This is a genomic window from Streptosporangium sp. 'caverna' (assembly GCF_003203775.1).
Taxonomy (GTDB): Bacteria; Actinomycetota; Actinomycetes; order Streptosporangiales; family Streptosporangiaceae; genus Streptosporangium; species Streptosporangium subroseum.
Genome location: NZ_CP029711.1, coordinates 2,028,287 through 2,054,516 on the forward strand (window position 1 = coordinate 2,028,287; position 26,230 = coordinate 2,054,516).

General features: G+C 69.8%; 22 protein-coding genes. 9 read left to right on the top strand and 13 right to left on the bottom strand.

The annotated features are described in order from the left end of the window. The first annotated feature begins 331 nt into the window (after positions 1 to 331). A complete protein-coding gene (locus DKM19_RS09035) occupies positions 332 to 1,207 on the top strand; it encodes an SPFH domain-containing protein (RefSeq protein WP_239514160.1) in 876 nt (291 codons plus the stop codon). Between the two features lie 42 nt (positions 1,208 to 1,249). On the opposite strand, the gene DKM19_RS09040 is transcribed toward DKM19_RS09035, so the two are convergent. From DKM19_RS09040 to aceB, 6 genes are all read right to left on the bottom strand, one after another. Then, the gene (locus DKM19_RS09040; protein ID WP_239514161.1) at positions 1,250 to 2,188 is read right to left on the bottom strand and encodes an IclR family transcriptional regulator; all 939 of its coding nucleotides are present in this window, start codon (positions 2,186 to 2,188) and stop codon (positions 1,250 to 1,252) included. Between the two features lie 82 nt (positions 2,189 to 2,270). Then, on the bottom strand, positions 2,271 to 3,521 hold the full coding sequence (locus DKM19_RS09045) for a (Fe-S)-binding protein (RefSeq protein ID WP_110695311.1): 1,251 nt from the start codon (positions 3,519 to 3,521) through the stop codon (positions 2,271 to 2,273). A gap of 1 nt (position 3,522) precedes the next feature. After that, positions 3,523 to 4,800: an FAD-binding oxidoreductase gene (locus tag DKM19_RS09050; RefSeq protein ID WP_110695312.1), complete on the bottom strand. Its 1,278-nt coding sequence runs from the start codon at positions 4,798 to 4,800 to the stop codon at positions 3,523 to 3,525. Then, positions 4,800 to 6,248, bottom strand: coding sequence for an FAD-binding oxidoreductase (locus DKM19_RS09055; RefSeq protein WP_110705578.1), 1,449 nt, complete (start codon positions 6,246 to 6,248; stop codon positions 4,800 to 4,802). The genes DKM19_RS09050 and DKM19_RS09055 overlap by 1 nt, the downstream gene beginning before the upstream one ends. Before the next feature lie 110 nt (positions 6,249 to 6,358). Continuing rightward, positions 6,359 to 6,964, bottom strand: a complete 606-nt coding sequence (locus DKM19_RS09060) for a DUF1016 N-terminal domain-containing protein (RefSeq protein ID WP_162641376.1) — start codon at positions 6,962 to 6,964, stop codon at positions 6,359 to 6,361. A gap of 109 nt (positions 6,965 to 7,073) precedes the next feature. After that, positions 7,074 to 8,660 carry a malate synthase A gene (gene aceB / locus DKM19_RS09065; RefSeq protein ID WP_110695314.1) on the bottom strand — a complete coding sequence of 529 codons (1,587 nt, stop codon included), beginning with the start codon at positions 8,658 to 8,660 and terminating at the stop codon, positions 7,074 to 7,076. A gap of 268 nt (positions 8,661 to 8,928) precedes the next feature. Between aceB and DKM19_RS09070 the strand changes: the two genes are divergently transcribed. Together DKM19_RS09070 and hflX are read left to right on the top strand one after the other, a co-directional pair. Then, on the top strand, positions 8,929 to 9,624 hold the full coding sequence (locus DKM19_RS09070; protein WP_162641377.1) for a DUF4097 family beta strand repeat-containing protein: 696 nt from the start codon (positions 8,929 to 8,931) through the stop codon (positions 9,622 to 9,624). A 329-nt stretch (positions 9,625 to 9,953) separates the two neighbouring features. Beyond that, the gene (gene hflX, locus DKM19_RS09075; RefSeq protein ID WP_110705579.1) at positions 9,954 to 11,330 is read left to right on the top strand and encodes a GTPase HflX; all 1,377 of its coding nucleotides are present in this window, start codon (positions 9,954 to 9,956) and stop codon (positions 11,328 to 11,330) included. Positions 11,331 to 11,543: 213 nt separating this feature from the next. Here the strand turns inward: hflX and DKM19_RS09080 are convergent, their stop codons facing one another. The 6 genes from DKM19_RS09080 to DKM19_RS09105 are packed head-to-tail and all read right to left on the bottom strand — an operon-like array spanning position 11,544 to position 17,517. Next, the gene (locus DKM19_RS09080; RefSeq protein WP_110695316.1) at positions 11,544 to 13,139 is read right to left on the bottom strand and encodes a SpoIIE family protein phosphatase; all 1,596 of its coding nucleotides are present in this window, start codon (positions 13,137 to 13,139) and stop codon (positions 11,544 to 11,546) included. After that, positions 13,136 to 14,866 carry an ATP-binding protein gene (locus tag DKM19_RS09085; protein WP_239514162.1) on the bottom strand — a complete coding sequence of 577 codons (1,731 nt, stop codon included), beginning with the start codon at positions 14,864 to 14,866 and terminating at the stop codon, positions 13,136 to 13,138. The genes DKM19_RS09080 and DKM19_RS09085 overlap by 4 nt, the downstream gene beginning before the upstream one ends. Next, on the bottom strand, positions 14,863 to 15,876 hold the full coding sequence (locus DKM19_RS09090; RefSeq protein ID WP_110695317.1) for a SpoIIE family protein phosphatase: 1,014 nt from the start codon (positions 15,874 to 15,876) through the stop codon (positions 14,863 to 14,865). Before DKM19_RS09090 ends, DKM19_RS09085 begins: the two co-directional genes overlap by 4 nt. After that, positions 15,864 to 16,217: an anti-sigma regulatory factor gene (locus DKM19_RS09095; protein WP_110705581.1), complete on the bottom strand. Its 354-nt coding sequence runs from the start codon at positions 16,215 to 16,217 to the stop codon at positions 15,864 to 15,866. The genes DKM19_RS09090 and DKM19_RS09095 overlap by 13 nt, the downstream gene beginning before the upstream one ends. A 44-nt stretch (positions 16,218 to 16,261) precedes the next feature. Continuing rightward, positions 16,262 to 16,642, bottom strand: coding sequence for an STAS domain-containing protein (locus DKM19_RS09100; protein ID WP_204358716.1), 381 nt, complete (start codon positions 16,640 to 16,642; stop codon positions 16,262 to 16,264). Then, on the bottom strand, positions 16,642 to 17,517 hold the full coding sequence (locus tag DKM19_RS09105; protein WP_204358717.1) for an STAS domain-containing protein: 876 nt from the start codon (positions 17,515 to 17,517) through the stop codon (positions 16,642 to 16,644). The genes DKM19_RS09100 and DKM19_RS09105 overlap by 1 nt, the downstream gene beginning before the upstream one ends. 964 nt (positions 17,518 to 18,481) lie before the next feature. Here DKM19_RS09105 and hutI point away from each other — a divergent pair. The 4 genes from hutI to DKM19_RS09130 all read left to right on the top strand — a co-directional run bounded on the left by hutI (position 18,482) and on the right by DKM19_RS09130 (position 21,919). Then, positions 18,482 to 19,690: an imidazolonepropionase gene (gene hutI, locus DKM19_RS09115; protein WP_089209464.1), complete on the top strand. Its 1,209-nt coding sequence runs from the start codon at positions 18,482 to 18,484 to the stop codon at positions 19,688 to 19,690. Between the two features lie 199 nt (positions 19,691 to 19,889). Beyond that, positions 19,890 to 20,744, top strand: a complete 855-nt coding sequence (locus DKM19_RS09120) for a DegV family protein (RefSeq protein ID WP_110695319.1) — start codon at positions 19,890 to 19,892, stop codon at positions 20,742 to 20,744. Positions 20,745 to 20,949: 205 nt separating this feature from the next. Beyond that, entirely contained in the window at positions 20,950 to 21,369 is a 420-nt protein-coding gene (locus DKM19_RS09125) for a polynucleotide kinase (protein WP_110695320.1), read from the top strand. A 118-nt stretch (positions 21,370 to 21,487) separates the two neighbouring features. Further along, a complete protein-coding gene (locus DKM19_RS09130; protein WP_110695321.1) occupies positions 21,488 to 21,919 on the top strand; it encodes a hypothetical protein in 432 nt (143 codons plus the stop codon). 17 nt (positions 21,920 to 21,936) lie between these two features. Here the strand turns inward: DKM19_RS09130 and DKM19_RS49345 are convergent, their stop codons facing one another. Continuing rightward, positions 21,937 to 22,437: a GNAT family N-acetyltransferase gene (locus DKM19_RS49345; RefSeq protein ID WP_162641378.1), complete on the bottom strand. Its 501-nt coding sequence runs from the start codon at positions 22,435 to 22,437 to the stop codon at positions 21,937 to 21,939. A 704-nt stretch (positions 22,438 to 23,141) separates the two neighbouring features. Here DKM19_RS49345 and DKM19_RS09140 point away from each other — a divergent pair. Together DKM19_RS09140 and DKM19_RS09145 are read left to right on the top strand one after the other, a co-directional pair. Continuing rightward, positions 23,142 to 23,717 (top strand): ComEA family DNA-binding protein, encoded by a 576-nt coding sequence (locus DKM19_RS09140; RefSeq protein WP_239514163.1) that lies wholly within the window; start codon positions 23,142 to 23,144, stop codon positions 23,715 to 23,717. Positions 23,718 to 23,829: 112 nt separating this feature from the next. Beyond that, positions 23,830 to 26,211 carry a ComEC/Rec2 family competence protein gene (locus DKM19_RS09145; RefSeq protein WP_110695324.1) on the top strand — a complete coding sequence of 794 codons (2,382 nt, stop codon included), beginning with the start codon at positions 23,830 to 23,832 and terminating at the stop codon, positions 26,209 to 26,211. Positions 26,212 to 26,230 lie beyond the last annotated feature (19 nt).

Sequence of the window (26,230 nt, forward strand, 5' to 3'; positions counted from 1 at the left end):
CCGGCAGACCAAGGATCAGCTGTCCGGATCCGGTAGACCGGGGATCAGCCGAGTCTGCCCGTTGGAGATCGCCGAGGGCACGAGATGGGTGACGCCCCCCGGCTGAGAAATGCCCGTCCTGACCTCCTGCCTGACATGAGCGCCGGAGACGTCTCCCGTCGCATCGATCGCGCTTCACAGTCCCACCTGCCACGGCAAGCCCCGTGCGCCGATTTTCCCCGCTGCCCGCAGCCCTGCGGTACTAGGATCCGCATTCGGTAAAGCGGCGCAAAAGGGAGAGTCAATGAACGCCCAAAAGGCTGGCGGCAGACGGTGGCTGTTAAAGGCTTTCGTGTTGGCGATCGTCGCGGTGGTGGTGTCCGGCTTCGTTCTCAGCGGGTGCACGCGAGTGAGCACCCAGCCCGACGAGGTGGTGCTGCATTACGCGGGCGGTGTCTTCGAGGCCATCAAGTTCGATGAATGCATCAATCCCTCCAGCGGTGCCACGCTGCTCGGCCCGGGTGACACGGCGTATTCCTATCCGTTCGGCCAGCGGACCTTTGACTTCTCCGGATTGGGCGACGCCGAGGCCAAGCCCCTGTCCGTCGTCTCGAAGGACAACGTCGAAATGACGGTGTCCGGGGTGGCGACGTTCACGCTGAACACCGACTGCAAGACGTTGCAGCAGTTCCACGAGAAAATCGGCCTGAAGTATCACGCCTACTACGAGGGCGGCGAGTCCGAGGGCTGGCGGCAGATGCTCAACATCTACATGCGGGTGCCGCTGGACCGCGCGATGGACGCCGCGTCGCAGGAGTTCGAATGGCGCGGGCTGTTCAACGACCCGAACGTGAAGCAGGCCTGGGAGGCGAGGGTCGGCGTGCTGGCCCGGCAGTTCATCAAGGCGGCGGCCGGGGCCGACTACTTCTGCAACCAGAACTACGCGGGCGTCGGCGAGTGCGCGGACATCTCGCTGACCATCCAGAAGCCCGAGCCGCCGGAGGCCCTGGTCAGCGCGCTCGCCTCCGAGCAGGCCGCGAAGGCGGAGAACGCGGCCCAGCTCCAGCGCAACGCCAAGGTCCGCACCGAGATCGAATCCATCAAGGACCTCGTCAAGGTCCTCGGCCCCTCGGGCGCCGTGCTCTGGCAGGCCATTCAGAAGGGGCAGGTCTCCGTGGTGCCGGTTCCCCAGGGCAGCAACCTCAACATCACCCCGCCGAAGCCCTGAGCGACGGCCACTCGGCCCGCTCACCCCTTCGTTCGTCGCGCTTCACGCACCGCCGTCCGCGGGGCCGGGACCCAGCTCGGCCCCGAAGTCGTGTGCGATCTTCCGCATGCCCTCGGCGAGGTGCTCCCGGTCGAGTGCGTTGATCCGCTCGGCCGGGCCGGACACCGACAGCGCGGCGACCGTCCGCGCCCCGTCGCGCACCCCCACGGCCAGGCAGTGCACGCCGAGCTCCTCCTCGCCCAGGTCCATGGCGTACCCCCGCTCGCGCACCCGCCGCAGCTCGGCGAGCATGCCGGGCAGGTCGGTGATCGTGTTGGCGGTCCGCCGGGGCATGCCGGTCCGCCTGATCAGGGAGGTCACCTCGGCGTCGGCGCGGTCGGCCATCAGGACCTTGCCCACCGCCGTGCTGTGCGGCAGCACCCGCCTGCCCACCTCGGCGAACATCCGCAGCCGTCGCGGCGAGGGCACCTGGGCGACGTAGACGATGAAGTCACCCTCCAGCACCGCCATGTTGGCCGTCTCGCCGGACAGCTCGACCATCCTCGTCAGGTACGGCTGCGCCCAGACGCCGACCATGCGCTCGGCCACCCCGCCGAGCCGTACCAGCGCACCGCCCAGCGCGTAACGGCGGTCCGACTCCTGGCGCACGTAGCCCCGCACGAGCAGCGTGCGCAGCAGCCGGTGGATCGTTCCGTACGGCAGGCCGGTCCTGGCCGCGATCTCCGACAGTCCGGCCTCGCCGTCCTGCATCGCCAGTGCCTCCAGCACGTCCAGCGCGCGGTCGACCGACTGCACCGTGCCGATGGGGCTCGCTCCGTTCGGGCGCGCGGCAACCGGCAGCGGGCCGTCTTCTCCGTGCCGCCCGTCCTGCCCCGCCCTTCTGTCCGCCTGTTCTCCGGTTCCTCGCTCGTCGGCCGGTTCGCCGGGGCGCACTCCCACAACCATTCGTGCCTCGGGCCTCTCGCGGGGTTCGTGGGTCATCAAATGCACCTCCTTGAGCTGATGACCGGGCTGGTCAACGCGGGGCCGTCGGTGCGCGGTGCGTCACCTTGAGCCCTGCCCTTCAGGCCGGGGTCGTTGACACGCGTCCGAGTCCTCTGAGGGAGGCGTCCAGGACCTGGGCGGTGTGCGCCACGGGGATCTCCTGGGCGCCCCGGCGGCGGATGGCCGAGGTGATCTGCATGGTGCAGCCGGGGTTGGCCGAGACCAGCAGGTCGGCACCCGTGGCCAGCACCCGTTCGGCCTTGCGGTCACCGAGGTCTCGGGCGGCCTCGGGCTGGAACAGGTTGTAGGTTCCCGCCGAGCCGCAGCAGATGGCCGACTCGGAGATCTCCTTCAGCTCCAGACCGGGGATGGCGGTGAGCAGCTCACGGGGCTGGGACCGTATCCCCTGCGCGTGGGCCAGGTGGCAGGCGTCGTGGTAGGCCACGGTGAGCGGCAGCGGATGCCGCTCGGCCACCGGGCCGAGCTCGACGAGATACTCCGCCAGGTCGACGGTCCGGATCGCCTGCGCCCTCCGGGCCCATTCGCCTTCGAGGATCTCGGCGTAGTCCTTCATGGTCGAGCCGCATCCCGCCGCGTTGACCACGATCGTGTCCACGCCGGCCCGCTCGAAGGTGGCGATCGTCCGTCTGGCGAACCGTTTTGCCTGCTCCTCCTGGCCGGAGTGCAGCGACAGCGCCCCGCAGCAGCCCTGCGACGGCGGGATCACCACGTCGCAGCCCTCCATCGCGAGCACCCGGACCGTGGCCTCGTTGACCTGCGGGAAGAACTCTCCCTGCACGCATCCGGTGAGCATCCCGACCGTGGCCCTGCGCGAACCCCTCGCCTCGACCTTGTGCGGCAGCCGCACCCTCGCCGAGACCGGGGGCGCGAGGTCGGCCATCGCGGCCAGGGACGGGTTGATCCGCTCCAGCCTGGGGATGATCTTGCGACGGATCCCCCCGCTGAGCCGCAGCGGCAGCCGCATCGCCCGCAGTCGCCGGGGATAGGGGAACAGCTGGAAGACCACCGCCCGCAGCGCCCGGTCGTCAGGCTTCCTGACGTGCTCGCGCTCGACCTCGGCCCGGGTCTGCTCGATCAGCCGGTCGTAGCGCACCCCGGACGGGCAGGCCGTCACACACGCCATGCATCCCAGGCACGCGTCGAAGTGCCCGGCCATCTCCGGGGTCATCGGGGTGCCCTCGACGTGCTGCTTCATCAGGTGGATCCGGCCGCGCGGGGAGTCCATCTCCTCGCCCCACAGCACGTATGTCGGGCACGACGGCAGGCAGAACCCGCAGTGCACGCAGTCGTTGATCAGCTCGAGGTCCACGTCAGATCCCTCCCACGAACCGGCCGGGGGAGAATCTCCGGCCGGGGTCGAACCGCTCCTTGACCCGCCGCATCAGCGGCAGCGCGCTCGCCGGGCCCCAGCGGTCGACCCGGAGCGTGAGCTCCCGCGGCGCGGCGAGCACGGTCAGCCTGCCGCCGAGGTGGCCGAGGTCGTCGCGCAGGCCCGACACGAACTCCGCGAACGCCGGTTCGCCGACGTCGGAGGGCAGGGCGATCATCAGGACCGTCGAGGCGACCGACCCGCGCACGCGTGCGGGCAGCTCGCGGGCGGTGATCGCCCGCAGCGCGGTGTGTGCGAGGGCGGGCGGGATCCGCAGTTCGAGAAGCACGTCCTCGCCGGGCGGCGCCGTCCACCAGCCGGGGGGCTCGCCGGCGATCCGCGCGATCCCGTGTTCGCCCATCAGCGTCTGTACGGCGAGGGCCCGGCCCTGGGCCGCCGTCCCCTCGACCAGGGCGGCCACGGTGGCCTCGCCCCGGGCGTCGGGCCAGTCCAGCTCGATGGCGCTCGGCTCGGCCTGGGACGCCGCGAGCTCGGCGACGAGCGCCTCCAGCCCATCGGGGGAGTCGCTCCCACCCGCCCCTCCGGATGCCGCAGGCCCGGACACGGGCAGTTCCGCGGTGATCCAGCGACGGTCCACCGGGACGGGGTGGAGGCGGAAGGTGGCCTCGGTGATGATGCCGAGCGTGCCGTACGAGCCGCTGAAGAGCTTGCCCAGGTCGTAGCCCGCGACGTTCTTGACGACTTTGCCGCCGGACCGGGCGACCGTGCCGTCCGCCAGCACGACGGTGATGCCGATCAGCAGGTCACGGGGCACGCCGTACCGGAACCTGCGGGGGCCGGCGGTGGCGGTGGCGATCGTGCCGCCGACCGTGGCGCCGTCGAGCGGGACGTCGAGGGCGAGCTCCTGGCCCCTGCCCCCGAGGGTCTCGGCGAGGGTGTCCATGGTCACGCCCGCCTGGGTGCGGACGATCAGGTCGCCGGTGGCGTGTTCCAGCACCTCGTTCAGGCAGCAGGTGTCGATCAGCAGGTCACAGCGCTCGGGCGGGCTGCCCCAGTGCAGTTTGGTGCCGCCGCCGACCGGGACCACGGCGAGATCGTGTTCGGCCGAGACCCGCATCAGCGCGGCGACCTCCTCGGTGGTCTCGGGCAGTGCCACCCAGCGAGGGGGGACGCCGGCCACGGCGTCGCCGGGATCCGCCTCCCGGATCGTCACGCCCGTCTTGTTCAGGGCCTCCGCCTCGTGCCGCAGTGCCTTCATCAGAAGTGTTCCGCCTGTCCTGACTCGACCAGCGGGTGCACGCCCTTGCGGACCCCGGGGACCTCACCGCACAGCCGCGGGGTGGGGAAGATCTTGCCGGGGTTCGACAGGCCCCGGGGGTCGAAGGCGCAGCGCACCAGCTGCATGGTGTCGAGATCCTCGTCGGAGAACATTCTCGACATGTATCGGGACTTGTCCACGCCGACGCCGTGCTCGCCGGTGATCGACCCGCCGTGCTCGATGCAGAGGTCGAGGATCTTCCCCGAGACGATCTCGGCCCTCTCGCCCGCGCCGGGCTCCGCGTCGTCGAACAGCACCAGGGGATGCAGGTTGCCGTCCCCGGCGTGGAAGACGTTGGCCACCCGGATGCCGTGCTCCCGCGACAGCCGGTCGATGCTCGCCAGAACCTCGGGCAGCGTGGTCCTGGGCACGACGCCGTCCTGCACGATGTAGGCGGGGCTGATCCGGCCCACCGCGGCGAAGGCCGACTTGCGGCCCCTCCAGATCGCGGCCCGCTCCGCCGGGTCGTCGGCGATCCGCAGCTCGAACGCGCCGCTCTCCTCGCAGATCCGCGTCACCTCGCCGAACTGGTGCGCGACCTCCTCGGCGGGACCGTCCAGCTCCACGATGAGCACCGCACCGGCGCCGATGGGATAGGCGCAGGCCACGGCCGCCTCGGCCGCCTCGATGGCCAGGGCGTCCATCATCTCGATCGCGGCCGGCACGATGCCGCCGCCGATGACGGCCGACACCGCCTGCCCGCCCTGCTCGATGTCCTTGAACGCCGCGAGCAGGGTCGTCACGGTCTCCGGCGCCCGCGTCAGCCGTACGGTGACCTTGGTGGCGATGCCGAGCGTGCCCTCCGAGCCGATGAAGGCGCCCAGCAGGTCGTAGCCGGGATCGCCGTCCGACAGCTCGACGATGTCGCCGTCGGGGGTGACGATCTCCAGGGCGAGCACGTGGTTGACCGTGAAGCCGTACTTCAGGCAGTGCGCACCGCCGGAGTTCTCCGCCACGTTGCCGCCGATGGTGCACACCTGCTGGCTGGACGGGTCGGGCGCGTAGTAGTAGCCCAGGCCGCGGACGGCCTCGGTGATCGCCAGGTTGGTGACGCCGGGCTCCACCACGGCCCGCCGGTTCGCCACGTCGACGGAGAGGATCCGCCGCATCTTCGAGGTGACGATCAGCACGCCGTCGGCCCGCGGCAGTGCCCCGCCCGACAGCCCCGTCCCCGCGCCGCGAGCCACGAACGGCAGGCCGTACTCGTTGCAGACCCTCACCACGGCCGCGATCTGCTCGGCGGTCTCCGGCAGTACGACGATGCCGGGCATCACGCGGTGATGGGTCAGTCCGTCGCATTCGTAGGTGCGCAGCCGTACGGGATCGGTGATCACCGCCCCGTGGCCGAGGAGCTCCTCGAACCTGCGGGCCGGCTCTTGCAGCGTCATCGTCGACATCGTTCCTCCTCCGGCGTGCGCGGGACCTTGGCAGCGCCCGTGCCCTCGTTACCCATGCCTATTGGTCGATCGAGGACATTGCTCTCTTATCGCATTCTCGCTCAGTACGGAACAACGGCGCCCCTCTCCTGCCGAGCGGTCTCTTCCGGCAGACCGGGGGAGTGGGGGTCTCTGATCATTCGATAGGCGGACCGGCGGTCCGCCTGCGGCGCCGCCCGGAGGACGTCGTGCGCGCGATGACCGGCGCGCAGGTGGAACCGTCCCTTGATCATCGTGATCAGGACGCCCCGGGTCCACCCCTCGTCCGCCGCCTTGCACGCGTAGAACTCCCTCGTCGTCCTGTCGCCGGGCATGTCCAGCAGGACGACGTGGTGGCCCCAGGGGAGCGACCGCCCGGTCGCCGGGACGCATTCGGGCCAGGCCGCCGCGAAGGCCCTCATGTAGAGGAGGTTGGTCCGTGAGTAGGCGCCGGCCTCGGGAAACGCGGCCCGGAGATCGGCGGACAGCCGGACGACCACCGCGGCCCAGTCGTCGTCCGGCTGCCGGTCGAGGATGTGACGGCCGATCCGCCAGTACTGGCGGATCAGCTCGGCGTCGGCGGCGAGCACGGCCCGCGCGCGACTGCCGGTGATCTCACGTGTGACGGCGTCGAGCAGGTCTCCGTAGCCGGCGGGGTCGCCGTCCGTGCCGTTCCTGTGATCGCTCATGCACGGAAAATAGCGATCCTCGCCCGGGTGCGCATCAGGCCCGAACGGGGTGGCAGGGTGGGGAATCCCCCTCTCGGGAGGAGGATTCCCCATCACCGGATCGGTCATGTCACGGCATACGGGCATAGGCGGGGAGGGTGAGGAACTCCACGAAGTCGTCGTCCAGGGCGACTTCCTTGAACAGGCCGGTGGCCTGGGAGTAAAGAGTCTCGTCGTAGCCGGGTTCGGCCTTGATCTTGGCGAGTTCCTCGTCGATGATGCGCTCGACGAGCTCCTTGGTGACCACGGCGCCGGTGTCGGCGAGTTTGATGTCGTTGTGGATCCACTGCCAGATCTGCGAACGGGAGATCTCGGCGGTGGCGGCGTCCTCCATCAGGTTGTGGATCGCCACCGCGCCCAGCCCGCCCATCCAGGCGGCCAGGTAGCGCAGCGCCACGTCCACGTTGTTGCGCAGGCCCGTCTCGGTGATGTCGCCGGGGGTCTCGGAGACCGCCAGCAGCTCCGAGGCGGAGACGGAGACGTCCTCACGCAGGCGGTCGAGCTGGTTCGGCCGGTCCCCGAGGACGCCGTCGAAGACGTCGCGGCAGATCGGCACCAGGTCGGGGTGGGCCACCCAGGAGCCGTCGAAGCCGTCGCCGGACTCGCGGGTCTTGTCGGCGGTCACCTTCTCCAGGGCGACCTTGTTGACCTCGGGGTCGCGCCGGGAGGGGATGAACGCGGCCATGCCGCCGATCGCGTGGGAGCCGCGCTTGTGGCAGGTGCGGACCAGGAGCTCGGTGTAGGCGCGCATGAACGGGGCGGTCATGGTCACCGCGTTGCGCTCGGGAAGCAGGAACTCCCGGCCCCGGGTGCGGAACTTCTTGATCACACTGAACAGGTAGTCCCAGCGTCCCGCGTTGAGGCCCGCGGAGTGGTCGCGGAGCTCGTAGAGGATCTCCTCCATCTCGAAGGCCGCGGGGTAGGTCTCGATGAGGACGGTCGCCCGGATCGTGCCCTGGGGGATGCCGAGCAGGTCCTGAGCCTTGACGAAGACGTCGTTCCAGAGGCGGGCCTCCAGGTGCGACTCCAGCTTCGGCAGGTAGAAGTAGGGGCCCTTGCCCTTGGCGATCTGCCTCTGCGCCGAGTGGAAGAAGTAGAGGCCGAAGTCGACGAGCGAGCCGGAGAGCGGGACGCCGCCGAGCGTCAGGTGCTTCTCCTCCAGGTGCCATCCGCGCGGGCGCACCACGACGGTGGCGAGCTCGTCGTCGGGCCTGAGCGCGTAGCTCTTGCCGCCGGCCTCGAAGTCGATGGTCCGATCCAGGGCGTCCCGCAGGTTGAGCTGGCCGCTGACGGTGTTGTCCCAGGTGGGGGCGTTGGCATCCTCGAAGTCGGCGAGCCAGACCTTGGCCCCCGAGTTCAGGGCGTTGATCGTCATCTTCCGGTCCACCGGGCCGGTGATCTCCACGCGGCGGTCGACCAGTCCGGGGGCGGGCGGGGCGACACGCCACTCGGACTCGCGCACGTGCCTGGTCTCGGGCAGGAAGTCGAGGGTGCCCCCGGCCGACAGCTCCGCCTGGCGGGTCTGACGGGCCTCCATCAGCTCCAGGCGTCGCGCGCCGAACTCGTGCTGGAGGGTGGCCAGGAAGGCCAGCGCCTCCGGCGTGAGGATCTCGTCGAACCGGTCCTGCAGGGGGCCGCTGATCTCAACGCCGTCCATGAGCCCTCTTTCCGTATAGTGGAAAAACTCTTCTGAATTGTGGAATCAACGCTACGTTACGATCACTTCTCGGTCAAAAGCGGGGGGGACCCCTCAGGAGCGCCTCAGGGCAGAACGGGGGAGCCCTCAGGGCGGTCTCAGGGCAGCGCGAGGGGCTTCCCTGATGAGGCGGGCGGGCATGCTCGGCCACAGTGGGATCACCCCCCTCCGCCGAGGGATCGGTACGGAGAAGGAAGCGGAGAGCTTCCCGAAACTGAGGACTGAGCTCATGAAGAAGACCATGCTCGCCGCTGGAGCGCTCCTGGGCTCGGCGCTCGTGCTTTCCGGCTGCCGGCTCGATGTCAACGCCTTCGGTGACGAGGAGCAGGCCGTCTCCTCCTACGACGTCAGCGGTACGGTGACCGCCCTGAACGTCTCCACCGGCTCCGGGGAGATCGTGATCAACGAGTCGAAGCGGTCCGGCGTCCACGTGACCGAGACGATCCACTGGCGCGGGGACAAGCCCACGACCGAGCACCCCCTCGACGCCGACAAGCTCACCCTGCGTTACAAGTGCCCGGAGCCGGACGGGAACTGCTCGGTGGACTACAAGGTCGAGATCCCGCAGGGCGTCACGGCCAAGCTGGACGCCGGCTCGGGCACCATCACACTGCGCGGGCTGACCGGGGGAGTGAGCGCCTCCACCGGATCCGGGGACATCGAGGCCAACTCCCTGGGCGCCAAGCGGTTCGTCGCCGACACGGGCTCCGGCCACATCAAGGCGAAATTCACCGTCATGCCCGACAACGTCGACCTCGAGACCGGCTCGGGCGACGTCACCGCATGGCTGCCGCAGGGCGCCTACAACGTGACCACCAGGAGCGGATCCGGCGACCAGACCGTCGAGGTCACCAGGGACCCCTCCGCGCCCCGGACCGTCTCGGTGCAGACCGGCTCCGGCGACGCCGAGGTCCTGCTCCCCTGAGCCGCGGGTGACGCCGAATCCCCGCCTGCCGAGCCGGTCCGGCGACGCCGAGGTCCCGCTTCCCTCAGCCGGTCCCGCGACGCCGAGATCCTGCCTTTCCGAGGCGGTCCGGCGGCTCCTCCCCGGTCCGGACAACGGATAACCAGGTGATGCCGGGAGGTTCGCATGGCACCATCAGAGGGAAGAGACCCGGGGTGTTCGAGCGTTGACTCCTGTGAGTGAACACATCCGAACCACTCGCATACGAACAAAGCCTGAAGGAGAACGACATAGACACTCGTGAGCCGCTGGACATTGATCGGTTCGACGATCTGCTGGAGAACGGCGGGATGGATCTGGCCGAGCGCCAGGCCCTACGCCGGGTGGCGGGGCTCTCCACGGAGCTCCAAGACGTCACCGAGGTCGAATACCGCCAGCTGCGGCTTGAGCGGGTCGTCCTCGTCGGCGTCTGGACCTCGGGTACGGCGATCGACGCCGAAAACTCCCTCCTGGAGCTCAAGCTTCTCGCCGAGACCGCGGGTTCGGAGGTGCTGGAAGGTCTGGTCCAGCGCCGTCAGAAGCCCGACACGGCGACCTACATCGGTTCGGGCAAGGCTCAGGAGCTCGCCGACATCGTCGCCGCCACCGGCGCCGACACCGTGGTGTGCGACGGCGAGCTGAGCCCCGGCCAGCTTCGCCAGCTTGAGGAGATCGTCCAGGTCAAGGTCATCGACCGGACCATGCTGATCCTCGACATCTTCGCCCAGCACGCCAAGAGCCGCGAGGGCAAGGCGCAGGTGGAGCTCGCACAGCTCAACTACCTGCTGCCGCGCCTGCGTGGCTGGGGTGGCAACCTGTCCCGTCAGGTCGGCGGACGCGCCGCGGGCGGCGTCGGCATGGGCGGTCGTGGTCCCGGTGAGACCAAGATCGAGCTGGACCGCCGCCGGATCCGCGAGCGGATGGCCAAGCTGCGCCGTCAGATCGGCGAGATGACCACCTCGCGCGAGACCAAGAGGTCGCGGAGGCTGGAGCGCGAGGTTCCGGCCGTGGCCATCGCCGGTTACACCAACGCGGGCAAGTCCTCGCTGCTGAACCGGCTGACCGGTGCCGGCGTGCTGGTCGAGGACTCGCTGTTCGCCACGCTGGACCCGACCGTCCGCAGGGCGCACACCCCCGACGGCCGCCTGTTCACGCTGGCCGACACCGTTGGGTTCGTCCGGCATCTGCCGCACCAGCTCGTCGAGGCGTTCCGTTCCACGCTGGAGGAGGTCGGCGACGCCGATCTGATCCTGCACGTGGTCGACGGCGCGCACCCCGACCCGGAGTCGCAGCTCGCCGCGGTGCGCGAGGTGCTCTCCGACATCGAGGGCGCGCGTGACATCCCGGAGCTCGTGGTCATCAACAAGGCCGACGCCGCCGACCCGGTGGTGCTGGCCCAGCTGACCGCCCGCGAGAAGCACACCGTCGTGGTCTCGGCCCGCACCGGCGCCGGGATGGACGAGCTGATGGCCATCATCGAGCGCGAGCTGCCCCGCTTCGACCAGGAGATCAGGCTGCTGGTGCCGTACCAGCGCGGTGATCTGATCTCCCGGGCCCACAAGGAGGGCGAGGTCCTCGACGTGGAGCACACGGAAGAGGGCACGATCCTGCACGCCAGGGTTCTGCCCAGCCTCTTCGCCGAGCTGGAGAAGACCTCCAAGCCCGTCGAGACCGTCGAAGCGGTCTGATCCGTTCCGCACACCGCCGCCCGCCTGTGCCGCGCCTCTCCTCGGAGGCCGGCACGGCGGGTGTCTCATGTCCGGCCCGTGCCGCGCACCGCTTCAAAGGCCGGACGGGTGCCCCGCTGTTCGGCTGTGCCGCGCGTCGTTTCAGGGGCCGGACGGGTGTTCCGTGCCGGGCCTGTGCCGCGCACCGCTTCAGGGCCGGACGAGTGTGCCGTTTCAGGGGCCGGTGAGGGGGGCGGTCTCGCGGCGGAACATCACCAGCGCCACGTCGTCCTCCCGGGCCCCGAACCGCCGGATCAACCGGTCGCAGAAGAGCTCCAGGTCGTCCCCCGTGCTCTCCGCCAGGTGCCGTACGATCTCCAGGCTCTCGTCGAGCAGCTTGTCGCGATCCTCGATGAGCCCGTCGGTGAACAGCAGTACGGAGCCCTCCTCCGGCAGGGTCAGCCGGTCGACCCGGTAGGTCTCCTGCGCCACGCCCAGCAGGAGGTTTCCCAGCCGGTGATAACCGGCCTCGCCGCCGTGGATGAGCAGCAGCGGGATGTGGCCCGCGTTGGCGACCTCCATCTCCCCCGTCGACGGGTCGATGATGAGCAGGCACACGGTGGCGGTCATGCGAGGGTGATAACGCCGCAGCACCTCGTTCAGCAGGGCCATCAACGCGCCCAGGTCCTCCGTGCCGATGACGGAGGCGCGCAACGCGTGGCGGAGTTCCGCCATGACGGTCGCGGCCCGCAGGGAGTGACCCTGGACGTCGCCGATGGCGATGAGCACCCGCTCGCCCATCCGCAGAACCTCGTAGAAGTCGCCGCCGACCTCGATGTTGTCGACGGCGGGCTGGTACCGCCAGCTGATCGTGAGACCCGGGGTCTCGGGGAGCTGCGCGGGCAGCAGGCTCCGCTGCAGGGTGAGGGCGATCGCGTGTTCCTCGGCGTACGCGCGCAGGGCGTCGACGGCCAGCGCCAGGGCCTGACCGAGCTGGCGCAGGGTGTTGGACTCATCGGCGTCGAGCGGTGGGACCGCCTCCACTCCGAGGCAGGCGGGTGGCCTGCCGAGTTTGGTGCGGCAAAGCATGGCCGAGACGTCGCCGTGGATGTCCGTGTCGGGCATCAGCTTCGTCCAGTCGGCGGCCGGCACCGTGAAGACCTGGGTCCCCGCGGAGCTGCCCAGAGACATCGCGCTCAGGGAGAGCAGCGCGTTCGTCGCCGCGGGCTTGGAGACGGCGCTGTTCGTCGGCGGCTTGGCGGAGAACCGGCGAATTCGGCCGTCGGGTGGGAGCGCGAGCGTTCCCGCGGGCCGGCCGAGGATCCTGCAGGCGCCCTCGACGGCGATGGCGAGGAGCTCGTCGAACGTCTCGGCGGAGTTCATCGAGAGGGTGACCTCGGTGAGCGCGGCCAGCCGCTCGGCCATCCGCTCCGCCCGTTGCCGCGCCCGGTAGTAGCGCAGCGTGGCCTCGATCGTCGCGGCGAACTCGTCGGGCTCGACCGGCTCCGCCAGATAGGCGTCGGCCCCGCGTTCGAGTCCGTGGGCCCGGTCGGCGGGAGTGATCGCCGCCCCGGAGATCTGGATCACCGGTATCGAGGCCGTCGCCTTATCCGCCTTGATCTGCTCGCACACCTCGTAGCCGCTGATGTCGGGTAACCGCACGTCGAGGATGACCAGATCCGGATGGAGTTCCCTGACCTTGGCGAGCGCTTCCAGGCCCCCGGTGGCCTGCACGACCTGATGTCCCGACCGGCGCACCCAGCTCGAGAGGATGTAGAGCTTGGTCGGTGTGTCGTCCACGACCAGCACGGTCGCCGCGCGCTCTTTCATCTCGGCGCTCCGGGGCGTTTCGCCCGTTCTTCGGCGGGCTGTCCCTCATCGCCGCGTTCCAGGGCGTTCCGCATGCTCTCCAGGAGGTTGTCCCTGCGCAGCCCGTGCTTGGAGATCATCGCACGGGCCTCCTGCGGATACTGACGTGAGGTGGCGACGGTCACGACGATCACCGGAACCTCCCGCAACCGCTCGTCGTCGGCCATCCGCGTCATCAGGGCCACGCCGTCGAGCCGGGGCATCATCAGGTCCACCAGGGCCAGATCCGGTGGGTTCGCCGCCATCATCTCCAGCGCCACCAACCCGTCGGGGGCCTCGTCGATGTGGGCGGCGAACCCGGTGAGCATCCGCCGGACGGTGGCGCGGAACTCGTCGTCGTCGTCGGCGAGGAGCACCCGGCCGACCACGGGAGCCCCGTCGTGGCGATGCGGCAGCCGCAGGGTGACCGTGGTCCCGGCGTCGACGCCGGTGGTACTGGCCAGCTGCAGCGTGCCGCCGAGCGCCTCGGCCAGGCGGCGGGCGTACGGCAGGCCGAGCCCCGTGCCCCGCGCCCGTCCCTGGATCGGCCCTGGCACCTGGAAAAACTCCTCGAAGACACGTTCCACGTGCTCCTCGGGGATGCCGATCCCGCTGTCCTTCACCTCGAAGACCATCTCGTGGGTGGTGTCGTCGAGGTTCACCGTCAACCTGACCTCGCCCTCCTCCGTGAACTTCAGCCCGTTGGAGAGCAGGTTGCGCAGGATCCGGGTGAGCATCACCTCGTCCACGAACATCTCCGGCGCCGCGTCCGCCACCTCCACCGTGAGCGCCACCTCGTCGTTGCCGGACGTGGGGCGCAGCGTCATGCGCAACCGCTCGGCCAGCGCGACCAGGTCCACTTCGGACGACTGCGGATCGATGCGTCCCGACTCGGCCTTGGCCATGTCGAGCAGCTCGCTCACCAGTGACAGGAGCGTCTCCGCCGAGGAGCCGATGAGCTGTAGCTGGTGGAGCTGCTCCTTGGCCAGAGGCTCCCCGCCGGGACCCACCAGGAGGCGGACCAGCCCGATGACCGAGTTGAGCGGGGTCCGGAGCTCGTGGCTGACCGTGGCCCAGAACCTGTTCTTGGCGTCGCTCGCCTCCCGGAGCTGCCCGGACTTCTCGTCCAGCTCCGCATAGAGCGCCACGACGCCGCGGTTGGTCTCCTCCAGCTCCTCCGACAGCTGGTTGTACAGCGCCAGCACGCCCTGGTTGGTCTCCTGCAGCTCGGTGTTGAGATGCAGGACCTCCTCCAGGGTCTCGGCGAGCTCGCGGTTCTGCTGGCGCAGCTCGTCGAGGGCGGTCGTGGGCGCCAGCCTGGCGAGCTTGGTGCGGATTTCCTCTCCCGACGGCCTTGGCTGGCCGGACGGGAGTCGTTTGAGCATGCTTATCCTGCCCTGGGCGGGATCGAGCTCGATCAGGTCGACGAGACGCCCCGCCAGCGTCACGCCGTCCGAGGGACGGAAGTCGGTCTTCGCGGAGAACTCGATCGTGATGAGCAGACCGTTCTGATCCAGCAGGAAGACGACCGACGCGTCGATGCCCTCGCCGAGGACCTCTCGTCCGATCTCGCTCAGCGCCGTGGCCACCCGGATCTGGTCCTGGGCCTCCAGCCCGACCGTCTCCGCCACCTCCCGGCCCAGCCTGCGCATGACGAACACGTCCTGGTCGTCCTGGACCCGGAGACGGATCAGCTCTTCCGCGGTCACGGGTCCGGCCTCACCGCGATCACGCTGGCGTCGTCCCTGCGCGTGCCCGCGTCGCGCAGCAACGTGGCGGCGACGACGGAGGGGACGCGGGTGACAAGTCCGGGATAGGAGGTGATGTCCCAGCGCTCGGAGAGCCCGTCGGAGTGGAACACGACCACGCTGTGCGGCGGCACGGTGTATTCGTACTGGCGCAGGGTCCTGGCCTGGTAGCCGGCGATGCCCGGAACCGAGATCATCCCCTGGCGGCCCTCCTGGTGGACGATCCACGCGGAGATGTTGCCGACACCGGCGAAGCTCACCGTGCCCGCCTGCCCGTCGATCCGGGCCACGCCGACCGCACCGCCCCTGGTCTGGCCGAGACCGTCGTGAATGCGTTCGAGGACGGTGACCGGGGAGCGACCGTCCGCGTGCTCAAGGAACAGCCGCACCGCCTCCCGCGAGGCGTGGGCCGCCGCGGTGCCGTGGCCGAGCCCGTCGCAGAGCATCACCGTCGTCGTGGCGCCGTTCTCGATGATCGCGAAGGCGTCGCCGCAGACGATCTCCTCACCGATCGGGCGGGTCACGCCGCTCGCCCGCGACGCGGGTCGCGGAGCGTTCTGGGCGATGAAGTACATGCCGAGCACCGTGCCCCGGCCGGGCAGGGAGTGGACCTCGTATCCGCTGGCCATCCGCGCGATGCCGCCGAGGCCGATGCCGAGCGTGCCCGCGGTGGAGTAGCCGTCGCGCAGGGCACGGGAGACATCGTGCATCCCCGGCCCCCGGTCGATCGCGATGACCTCGATCGCCGAGTCCAGCTCGGGGTGCAGCCGGATCAGCATGACCCCCTCGACAGCGTGTTTGACCAGGTTCGACGCGGCCTCGCTGACGGCGACGGCCACCCGCCCGGCGTCCTCCTCGCCGAACCCCCGGAGCTCGGCGAGCTCGACGGCGGAGCGGCGGAGAGAGCCGATCGCACTGGCGTCCTCGGTCCTTATCCAGACGTCGTTCTGAGAGCGGATCACCGACCCCATTTCGTCACCGTGATCAGCGTCCCCTCTCCTGGGGCGGACCGCAGGTCGAACTCGTCGACCAGGCGGCGGGAGCCGCTGAGGCCGAGGCCGAGGCCGCCGCCGGTGGTCCACCCGTCGGTGAGGGCCTGCGGGATGTCGGGAATGCCGGGCCCGTCATCGCTGAAGGTCAGACGCAGGCCCCGCCGTACACCCTTCTGCACGATCTCGATCCGTACCTGCCCGCCCCCGGCGTAGACCAGCGCGTTGCGGGCCAGCTCGCTGGCCGCGGTCACCACCTTGGTCTGGTCGACGAGGGAGAGCCCCATCTCCACGGCGGCGGTCCTGACGTGCTGGCGCACCATGACCACGTCGCTGTTGCTGTTCACGGGCAGCTCGTCAACCGTCGTCACCGCGTGGCCGAGGCGATCTGGACGGTCTCGATGTGGTTCAACAGGGCGACGCCCTTCTCAAGATTGAGCGCGGTGCGCACCCCGCCGAGCGAGAGGCCTAGCTCCACAAGGGTGATCGCCACCGCCGGTCGCATGCCGACGACGACCGTCTCGGCGTCGAGCATCCGGGAGATCCCCGCGATGGTGGCCAGCATGCGGCCGATGAAGGAGTCGACGATCTCCACGGCGCTGATGTCGATGATCACTCCTCGGGCTCCGGTCGCGACCACCTGCTCCGACAGATCCTCCTGGAGCGCGAGCACGCTCTGGTCCTGGAGGTCGATCTGGATGGAGACGATGAGGATGTCCCCGAGCTTGAGGATGGGCACACGGTCCATCAGTCCTCCACCGTCCGTACGGCGATGCGGGATCCTCCGCGCTTGGTGAACTCGACGCCGCTCGCACGCAGTGTGTGGGCGAGCGCGTCGGCGAGCGTGGCCTTGGTCACGATGTCGCCGAACTCGATGCCCAGGGTGACGATGGTGTGGGCGATCTGCGGGCGGATGCCGGAGATCACGCACTCCGCGCCCATCAGCCGCGCCGCCACCACGGTCTTGAGCAGGTGCTGGGCGACCTGGGTGTCCACGGCGGGCACGCCGGTGATGTCGATGACCGCGTGCTCCGAACCGGTGTCGACCAGGATCTGCAACAGTTTCTCCATCACCACCTGCGTTCTGGCCGAGTCGAGCGTGCCGACCAGGGGGACCGCGACGATGCCGTCCCAGAGCTTGACCACCGGGGTGGAGAGCTCCAGGAGCTGCTCGGCCTGGTCGAGGATGACCTTCTCCCTGGCCGTCGCGTAGCTCTCCACGGTGAAGAGCCCCAGATCGTCAATGACCCGGGAGAACCAGATGAAACCTCTCAGCGCCTCGGGGGAGGCGTCCTCCTCGACGCTCTCGTAGAGGGCCTCCTTCAACCCGAACACCACGATGGCGGTCTCGGTCGAGGTGAACCCCTGGCGGGCGCGGGTCCGCGAGAGCTCGGCGAGCAGACCACGCAGATCGCTCAGATCGCCGGAGTCGCCGAACGACTGGCGAAGCGCCTGGTAGAGCTCGCGCAGCTGGCCCGCCAGACTGCTGCGGTCCACCTGGCCGCCGGAGGCGGAACCGGCTATCTCGAGCCAGCGTTTGAAGACACGGTCCTCGTTCTCCTGGAGAAGCTCTTCGATGCGACGCCGACCGGCGTCCGCGGGGATGGACAAGATGACTCCCATACGTGCTGCCTGTGGATGGCTAGCACGAAAGATTACATGAAACGCCCTGCTTAGGGCCTGTTTGGGGGTTCGGCGGGGTCTGTTTCGGTCGGAGATCGAACAGGCCGAAACGCAAGAGCGGGCCGATCGATCCCGCTGCTCACTTCGAGAATCTTTCCAGTGATATGGCTCCGGCGGGAGAGGTCGGGAACAATGGAACCGTCGCCACCTTCACGGTCCGGGCGCGGACACCACGTCGACGCCCGCCCGGGTCACCGCGTCGGCGTCGGCCGCGTCAGTATCCGCCGGTATCACATCCATGTCGATGCCGCGCCCGAGCGGATGTCGCGGCCCGCACCGCCGGCCCGGCTCGCGCCGATGATCGCGGCAACCTGATCGACGACGCAGAATCGGCTCGGGGTCACCGTTCGATCGCCCTGATTAACAACTTAGACTGATCGCGGGTCGCTGTTCAATGGGTTGGCTTGCGCTGAAAGAGCTTCATGGGCTGAACTGTAGGAGCGCCGAAACCGTACAAAAGCCACTAAAACGACAGTGGTCGACCAAGGTTTGGATTGCTAACATAAGGCAAATCTAACGAGATGCTATGACGCAAGTTGCTCCGGCGACTACTGTTACAGGCGAGGAAGAAGTAGTCTGAGCTGTGAAAAGCCGCTCAGGGGCTTGATATGACCGGGGAACCGTAGGTCAGAAGTGGTTGCGGTGAGGTGGCGTTCTTCCTCATTAGCCTGTACAACGAGCTGACTTGTGAAATAACGTAACTGAACTGAAATCGCCCGATCATGATCTCGGCGATACTGTCGCCGCACAACAGATACGCGGATGAGAGCAGGAGACCCCCGATGTCGTCCGTACTCAGAGCGGGCCTGATGGGCACGACGCCCGGCAGTGTCTGGGTCGGCTCCTCCCGCCCGGCAGTGGTCCCCTCCCAAGTATCTTTCCCTGCACACAAGGCGGTGATGCGATGACGGTCCGCCTTCTGACCAACATTGGCCGGCTCTGGACCGGCAATGACGTGTTCAGCAACGCGGCGATCCTCGTTCACAACGATCGAATCGCCTGGGTCGGCCGCGCGGCCGACCTGCCGCAGAGCGTGCCCGGCGTGGTGGACGACATCGTCGATGTCGACCACGTCGAGAACCTGGGCGGCGCGCTGGTCACACCTGGTCTGATCGACGCCCACACACATCCGGTCTACGCGGGCAACCGCTACGCCGAGATGGCCATGCGCTCCAGCGGCTCCACCCCCTCCGCCATCACCGCGGCCGGCGGCGGCATCGGCTCCACCGTCACGGTGACCCGCGGCACCGACCCCTGGACCCTCTGCAACGGCGTGCGCGAGCGACTGCACGACTGGCTGCTCAGCGGCACCACCACCGTCGAGGCCAAGACCGGCTACCACCTCACCCGCGACGGCGAGCTGGCCGACGTACGGCTCCTGCGCGAGCTCGAGAAAGAGCCGATGATGCCGCGGGTGCACGTGACCTTCATGGCCGCGCACGTCGTCCCGCCGGAATACTTCGGCCGTCAGCGCGACTACATCGAAGCCGTCGGAGCCTGGTGCGCCGACGCCGCCGCGGCCGGCGCCGACAGCGTCGACGTCTACTGCGACGAGGGCCACTTCACCACCGAGGAAGCCCGCTGGGTCCTCGGCTCCGGCCGTAACGTCGGCCTGCTGCCCCGCGTGCACGCCGGCGCCTACAGCCGTCGCGGCGCCGTCCAACTCGCCGCCGAACTCGGCTGCGCCTCCGCCGACCTCCTCCACCACACCACCGACGAGGACATCGCGATCCTGGCCCGCTACGGCGTCCCCGCCGTGGTCTGCCCGGGCACCGCGCTCCAGCGTGGCAGCCTGCCACCCGTCCGCCGCATGCTCGCCCAGGGTGTCACCGTGGCACTCGGCAGCGACCACAACCCCGGCCACTGCGGGATCACCTCGATGTCCCTGGTCATCAGCCTCGCGGTGGCGGCCTTCGGCATGAGCGTCGGCGACGCGCTCCGCGCCGCGACGCTCGGCGGAGCCACCGCCCTCGGCGCTCCCGACCGTGGTGTCCTCGCTCCCGGCCGCCTGGCCGACATCGTCCAGTGGGACGCCGACCACGAAGGCGCCTTCGCCTGGGCCTTCGGTCTCAAGCCCCGCCGAGTCTGGCGCGGCGGCACCCCCGTCCAGTAACACCGCGATCCCCACCCGGCGGCGCCATCCGTACGCGACAGCGATGGCACCGCCGTCCGGTGCCGGCACGAGCACCGGCGCGCCGTCGCAGATCCGGACCGGCGCGTCCGGCGGCCACGGGATCGCGAGGCCGTACGGAGAACGACTCCGCGGTGACTTTTGTATCCCTCAGGTGATCTCCCCTGGATAGCCTCTGGATATGTCACCACCGGTCACCGTCGTCACAGACTCCACGGCGTATCTCCCACGGGAGGAGGTCTCCCGCCTGGGGATCGTCGTGGTGCCGCTCCAGGTGGTCGTGGACGGCCAGGCGCTCGACGACGTGGTGCAGATCGACAGCGCGGAGATGAACGACGCGCTCAGGAGACGGGTTCCGGTGACGACCTCCAGACCCGCCCCCCAGCGTTTCGCGGACGCCTACGAGGAGGCGGCGGCCCGGGGCGCGGCCGGCGTCGTCTCCATCCATCTGTCGGGGGAGATGTCGGGCACCGTCCAGGCGGCCCGCGCCGGAGCCGAGAACTCGCCGGTCCCGGTCGACGTCATCGACAGCAGGTCGATCGCGATGGGCCTCGGGTTCCCCGTCCTCGCCGCCGCGGAGGCGGCGGCCCGTGGCGCCTCCCCGGCCGAGGTGGCGGACGCCGCCCGCCGCTGCATGGAATCGGTGCGCAGCTTCTTCTACGTCGACACCCTGGAGCATCTCCGCCGGGGAGGCCGCATCGGCGCGGCGGCGACCCTGCTCGGATCCGCCCTGATGATCAAACCGCTCCTGCACATCTCCGACGGTGTGATCGTCCCTCTAGAAAAGGTCCGCACCGCGAGCCGGGCCATCGCCCGCCTCGAAGACCTCGCGGTCCAGGCCGCGGGCACGGCTTCGGTGGAGGTCGCCGTCCAGCACCTCGACGCCCTGCCCCGCGCGGAGGCCCTGGCCGCACGGCTGCCCCGGCGCATCCCCACCCTCGTCAAGGTCACCGTGGTCGAGGTCGGTGCGGCCGTCGGCGCCCACGTGGGCCCCGGCATGCTCGGACTGACCCTCTCCTTCCCGTCTTCCCGGTAGAGAACCTGCACCCGGGTTGAGGCGGGTGCGGCGGCGGGGCTGCCGCTGCTCGCCGGCCCGTCGCCGTGCTGCTGCGGTCCACCGATCCGCGCCCGTGCATCAACACCTAATCTGGGCTACCCGGTCTCATCGTCGCTCTCCGCGGAGAGCGACAGGATCACGCGCGAGCGAATTCGCGGGTGCCACGACGGTTCGGAGGGTGGTCATGAGCGAAGCCTTGTGGATTGTGGACATCGACGGCACGCTCGCCCTGCGAGGAGACCGGGGCCCCTACGACTGGGAGCGGGTGGGGGAGGACCTCCCGAACCCGCCGGTCGTCACGATCGTCAGGGCGCTCATCTCCGCCGGCCATCCGATCGCGTACGTGTCGGGCCGGATCGAGCGAACCCGGCGTCGCACCGAACGCTGGTTGCGAACCCACGTCGGGCACTTCGACTCCGCGGAGGGGCTGTGGCTGAGGCCGAACGGCGATCGCCGGCCCGACACCGTCTGGAAGGCCGAGGTCTACCGGGAGCACTTCGCCGGCAGGGAGGTCGCCGGAGTCATCGAGGACCGGGTTGGCGTCGTGAGGATGTGGCGTTCCCTCGGACTCACCGTGCTCCAGGTAGCGGACGGAAACCACTGATCAGGGCCGAGCTCCGGCGATGGTGCTCGCCCGGCGCGGTCGAGGGATATTCGGTGGCATCGTCCTTGCGGCCGGTCGTATCGTGCGGGCTTGGGATCGGCGAGACAGAGCGGGCGGTATGAAGACAAGGCTGCGGATGTTGCGTGTCGGTGACCGTGGATGCGCGTGGACGGCCAGGATCTGCCATGTGAAGGGCGAGGTCGACTGCCATCGGAGCATCCGCCTGCGGGTGTGGGGGGCAGGGAAGAACAGCCGGGCGCTGCAGGTGGACCTGGTGTCGAAGTTCTGGCCCGGACCGTGGGGAGCGTGCGCGACCGACAACGCCTACCCGACGTCGAAGGATGTGCGGGAGGTCGTTGACTACGCGCTGGAGCATGGTTGGGAGCCGGACGCGGTCGGCGGGACGTTCTCCCTGACCGAGAGCGAGCACGCCATGGCGTTCGAGCTCACCGACTTCCTGATCACCGATCGGATGCGGGACCCGGACGCGCCGGATCCAAGCGCGCGGGTGATCCATGCGTATGAGCAACGAGGTGGTTCCGCCGCCTGAACCACAGAGCCGGTGGCTCAGCGCGTCCTGCGGTAGTGGGTCATCGGCCCGAGCAGGCCGGGCACCACCTCGAACGGGGTCATGCCCAGCCGCTCGACGACCGCGACCGACGCGGCGTTGCCCGCGTCGACCTCGGCCAGCACCTCGGGCAGCCCGAGCAGGCCCAGGGCGTGCTCCACCACGGCGCGGGCGGCCTCGGTCGCATATCCCCTGCCCCACGCGCCGGACTCCAAGCTGTAGAGGACCTCGAGTCCGAGATCCTCCAGCGGCCGTAGCCCGGCCGTGCCGACCAGGTCGGTCCCGCCCGCCTCCCGGATCACCCAGAGACCGTACCCGGCCGCGGCGAAGCTTCTCAGGCTGTCCTCGACGGACTCGGCGATCTCCGCGGGAGACAGCACCGCCCCGTCGAACAGGAACTTCCGCACCTCCGGCGCGGTCCAGTGAGCCAGCAGCACGGCGTGGTCCTGTACGGTCACCGGGCGCAGGACCAGGCGTTCCGTCGTCAGAAGGTGGTTCACGGCCGCAAGATTACCGACCCTGTTTTTCGCGGCCGTCAGACTACCGCCCCTGTCTTTCGCGGCCGTCAGACTACCGACCAGCTTGCCGACCCCGCCCGGCTCCGTTTCCTGGCGGCGTTCACCGGAACCGTCTTGGCTACGCGCCCCGGCGGCACTCGTCGGGCAGACGGCCCCGGCGTGGGCGCCGACTCGACGGACTCGATGGACGACATACGCGGCCGGGTCGTGAACGTGACCGAGCCGGTGGTGCGGCCTGTCCACAGTTCCGCGGTCCGGCCGGTGGTTATCCACAGAGTCGAATTCGGTCGGGATTCGTTTTACGGCGCCGCCGTAGCGTCCTGGGCGTGCGGACCACCGGTGAGACCTCCGAGCGATTCCGAGCCGAGTCGCGGCTGCGGATGCTGACGGGGGCCGACGCCCCCGATGACGGGGCCGGCTCATCCGGGCCGCTCCGCGTAAGCTCGTCCCGGCTGGAGGACTCGGCCCGTCCTGACGATCGCGGCGATTCGACCGGTTCGGCCCGCTTCTCCGGTACGAATGGTTCTGCTCGCTTTGACGATTGGGCGGGGCCGGAGGATCCGGCTCACCGTGACGGACCCTCCGCCCGTATGCGCTCCGCGCCGATTCCACCCTCCTTTCACGCCCTCCGTAAGGTCGTCGCCGCACAGGGGCCCGCGCTCGGCCCCGGCGGTCCCGGATTGCGGATGCTCCTTCTCATCGCCCTGATCGCGGCCGTCGTGGGAGGCGTATACGCCTGGCAGTCCCAGCCGAAGCCCGAGCCGCTGCCTCCGCCCGCGCCGCTCTCCGGGTCACCCCTCTCGACACCCGTCTCCGCCTCACGCCCACAACCCACGCCCGCCGTCGAGCTGACCGTTCACGTGACCGGCAAGGTTCGCCGCCCTGGAGTGGTCACGCTGCCCGGTGGTTCTCGAGTCACCGACGCGGTCCAGGCCGCAGGGGGCGTTCGCAAGGGGGCCGCCCTGGGGCCTCTCAACCTCGCACGCAAGATCATCGACGGCGAACAGATCGTCGTCGGGTCACCCGGCCCGGGCGTCGTGGCGGCGCCCGCCCCGGTCGACCCCGCCACGGCTGTCATCGACCTCAACACCGCCACTCCCGAACAGCTCGAACAGCTGCCGGGCGTCGGCGAGGTGCTCGCTCGCCGCATCGTCGAATACCGCGACAAAAACGGCGGCTTCCGCAATGTCGAGCAGCTCCGGGAGGTCAGCGGCATCGGAGATCGAAAGTACGCCGAGATGAGGGAGAAGGTCCGCGTATGACCCAGTGCTCATGTCGATGGCGGGCCCGATCTGAGTCGGTGCGTCCGCCTTCACCCCGAACACGGATGCGGGCCCGGGCTGCATCCTCGTCTCATCAGCGTGGGCCGGGGCCATGACGCGGTTCAGCGCGTCTGCCGTGGTCCATGACGGTGATGTCGCGGAGAAGGGCTGGCGCGCACACACCCTTCACCTGGTGCTGCCGGCTCTTGCCTCATGGGCCACCGCCCTCACCTTGCTGGACTGCTCCACCTCGGCCGGTGCGGTGGCGGCCGTGGTGGCGCTCGCGGGCATGCTCGTCGTGGTCGTCATGGTTCCCGCCGAGGGAATCGCGGGCTGGCGGAACGTCGTGGTGGCGGTGCTGGGATGCGTGGCCGCCGTCGCCGGGACGACGGCCTTCCGGGTGCACGCGGTCAGCACGGGACCGGTGGCCGAGCTGGTGGAGCAGCGGGCCTCGACGGTGATGGAAGCAGTGGTGACCGACGATCCCCGGGCGTTGCCGCAGCACGGCGGGCTGTTTCGGCGGGAGGGCTTTGTGGTCTCCGCTCGGGTCGAATCGATCGGGGCGGGGGCGGACAGGGTGGCGTTGCGGGCTCCGGTGGTGCTGTTCGCCTCGGGAGGGGAGTGGCGTTCACTGCTGCCCAGCCAGCGAATCGCGGTCACCGGGCGGTTCGCCCCGCCCAACCCCGGCGAGCTGCTCGCCGGGATAGTGCTGGTCCGGGGGCCACCGCGAGTTCTGAGCGGGCCCTCGTGGATGCAGGGAGTGGCCGAGGCGCTCCGGTCAGGCTTGAGGGAAGCGGCCGGAGTGCTGCCAACGGCCCAGCGCGGTCTGTTGCCGGGCCTGGTGGTCGGTGACGTGTCGCGCATGGACGAGCAGGTCAGAGCCGACTTCAAGGAAGCCGGGCTCAGCCACCTCACCGCGGTTTCCGGAGCGAATCTGGCGATCGTGGCCGGAGCCGCGGTCGCGCTGGCCAGGACGGCGGGGCTCCCTCTCGCGGCCAGGGCGGTGCTGGCCGCGCTGGCCATGCTCGCCTTCGCGGTGGTCGCCCGCCCATCGCCCAGCGTGCTCCGCGCCCTTCTTATGGGCGGCGTCGCAGCCGTGGCGCTCGGCACGGGCCGTGTGCGTGACGGTGTCGCGGCCCTGTCGGCGACCGTCCTGGGGCTGATCTTCTTCGACCCGGCCCTCGCCCGGTCCTACGGTTTCGCCCTGTCGGTCTGCGCCACCGCGGGCATCCTGGTTCTCGCTCCCCGCTGGCGGGATCGGCTTTCGAGGCGAATGCCGCGATGGGCCGCCGAGGCGACCGCCGTGGCGGCGGCGGCCCAGGCCGCCGTCACCCCGGTGCTGGTCCTCATGTCGGGACAGCTCACGCCGGTGGCGATCCCGGCCAACCTGCTGGCGGGTCCCGCCGTCGCACCCGCCACCCTGCTGGGCGTCGTCGCGGCGCTGGTCGCACCGGTGCACATGGGGACCGCTCAGCTGCTGGTCCGCCCGGCGGGTCTGGCCACCGGATGGATCATCGGGGTGGCGGAGCACGCAGCCGGACTCCCGCTGGCCGTGATCCCATGGCCGGGTGGTGTCACCGGGCTGATCGCGCTGGCCGTCGCCGCCCCGGTCGCGGTGCTGGCGCTGCGACATCGGCGGCCGCGCTGGATCCTCCTGGCCGTGGCGGGAGGAGCGATCGCAGCGGTAGCCGTGACCGCGCCGATCGTGACCCGCTGGCCGCCCCGAGACTGGTTGCTGGTGATGTGCGACGTCGGCCAGGGAGACGCGCTGCTGGTCGCGGCGGGGCCCGGCCGGGCCGTGGTGGTGGATGCGGGGCCCGACCCGGTGCTGATGGATCGGTGCCTGCGTTCGATGGGTGTCAGAGAGGTGCCGCTGGTCATCCTGACCCATCCGCACGCCGACCATATCGGTGGGCTGGACGGGGTTTTCCGGGGGCGGGAGGTGGGGGCGGTGGTCGTGACCCCACAGAGGGTCGGGGATCGCGAGAGCGCCAGGCTGAGCAGTGATCTGGCCCGTCACCGAGTCGTCGAGTGGGCGGCCCGACCGGATGCGGGATGGCGGTTGGGCCCCTCCGAGCTCACGATCATCGGCCCGCCGGCCGAGACGTCCCCGCAGGGGGCGGGAGAGGGGGCGGACGTCAACAACGCCAGCGTCGTGGTGCACGTGCGCTGGGCGGCCGGGGCGGCGCTACTCAGTGGTGATGTTGAGACCGAGGCCCAGGCAGAGCTGCTGCGGCGGGGCCTGCCCCCTGCCGAGATTTTCAAGGTCCCTCATCACGGATCCGGTCGATACGATCCCGCTTTCTTCGCGGCGTCCGGTGCCCGTGCGGCTCTGATCAGCGTCGGAGCGGACAACGACTACGGCCATCCGGCCCCGTCGACCCTGGCCCAGCTGCACCGGCTCGGTGCGCGAATTTATCGGACGGACCTGTCGGGCGACCTCGCCGTGGTGGCCCGCGACGGAGCCCTGTCCGTCGTCTCCCGCGGTCACTAGCCCGGCTCATCCCATGGGC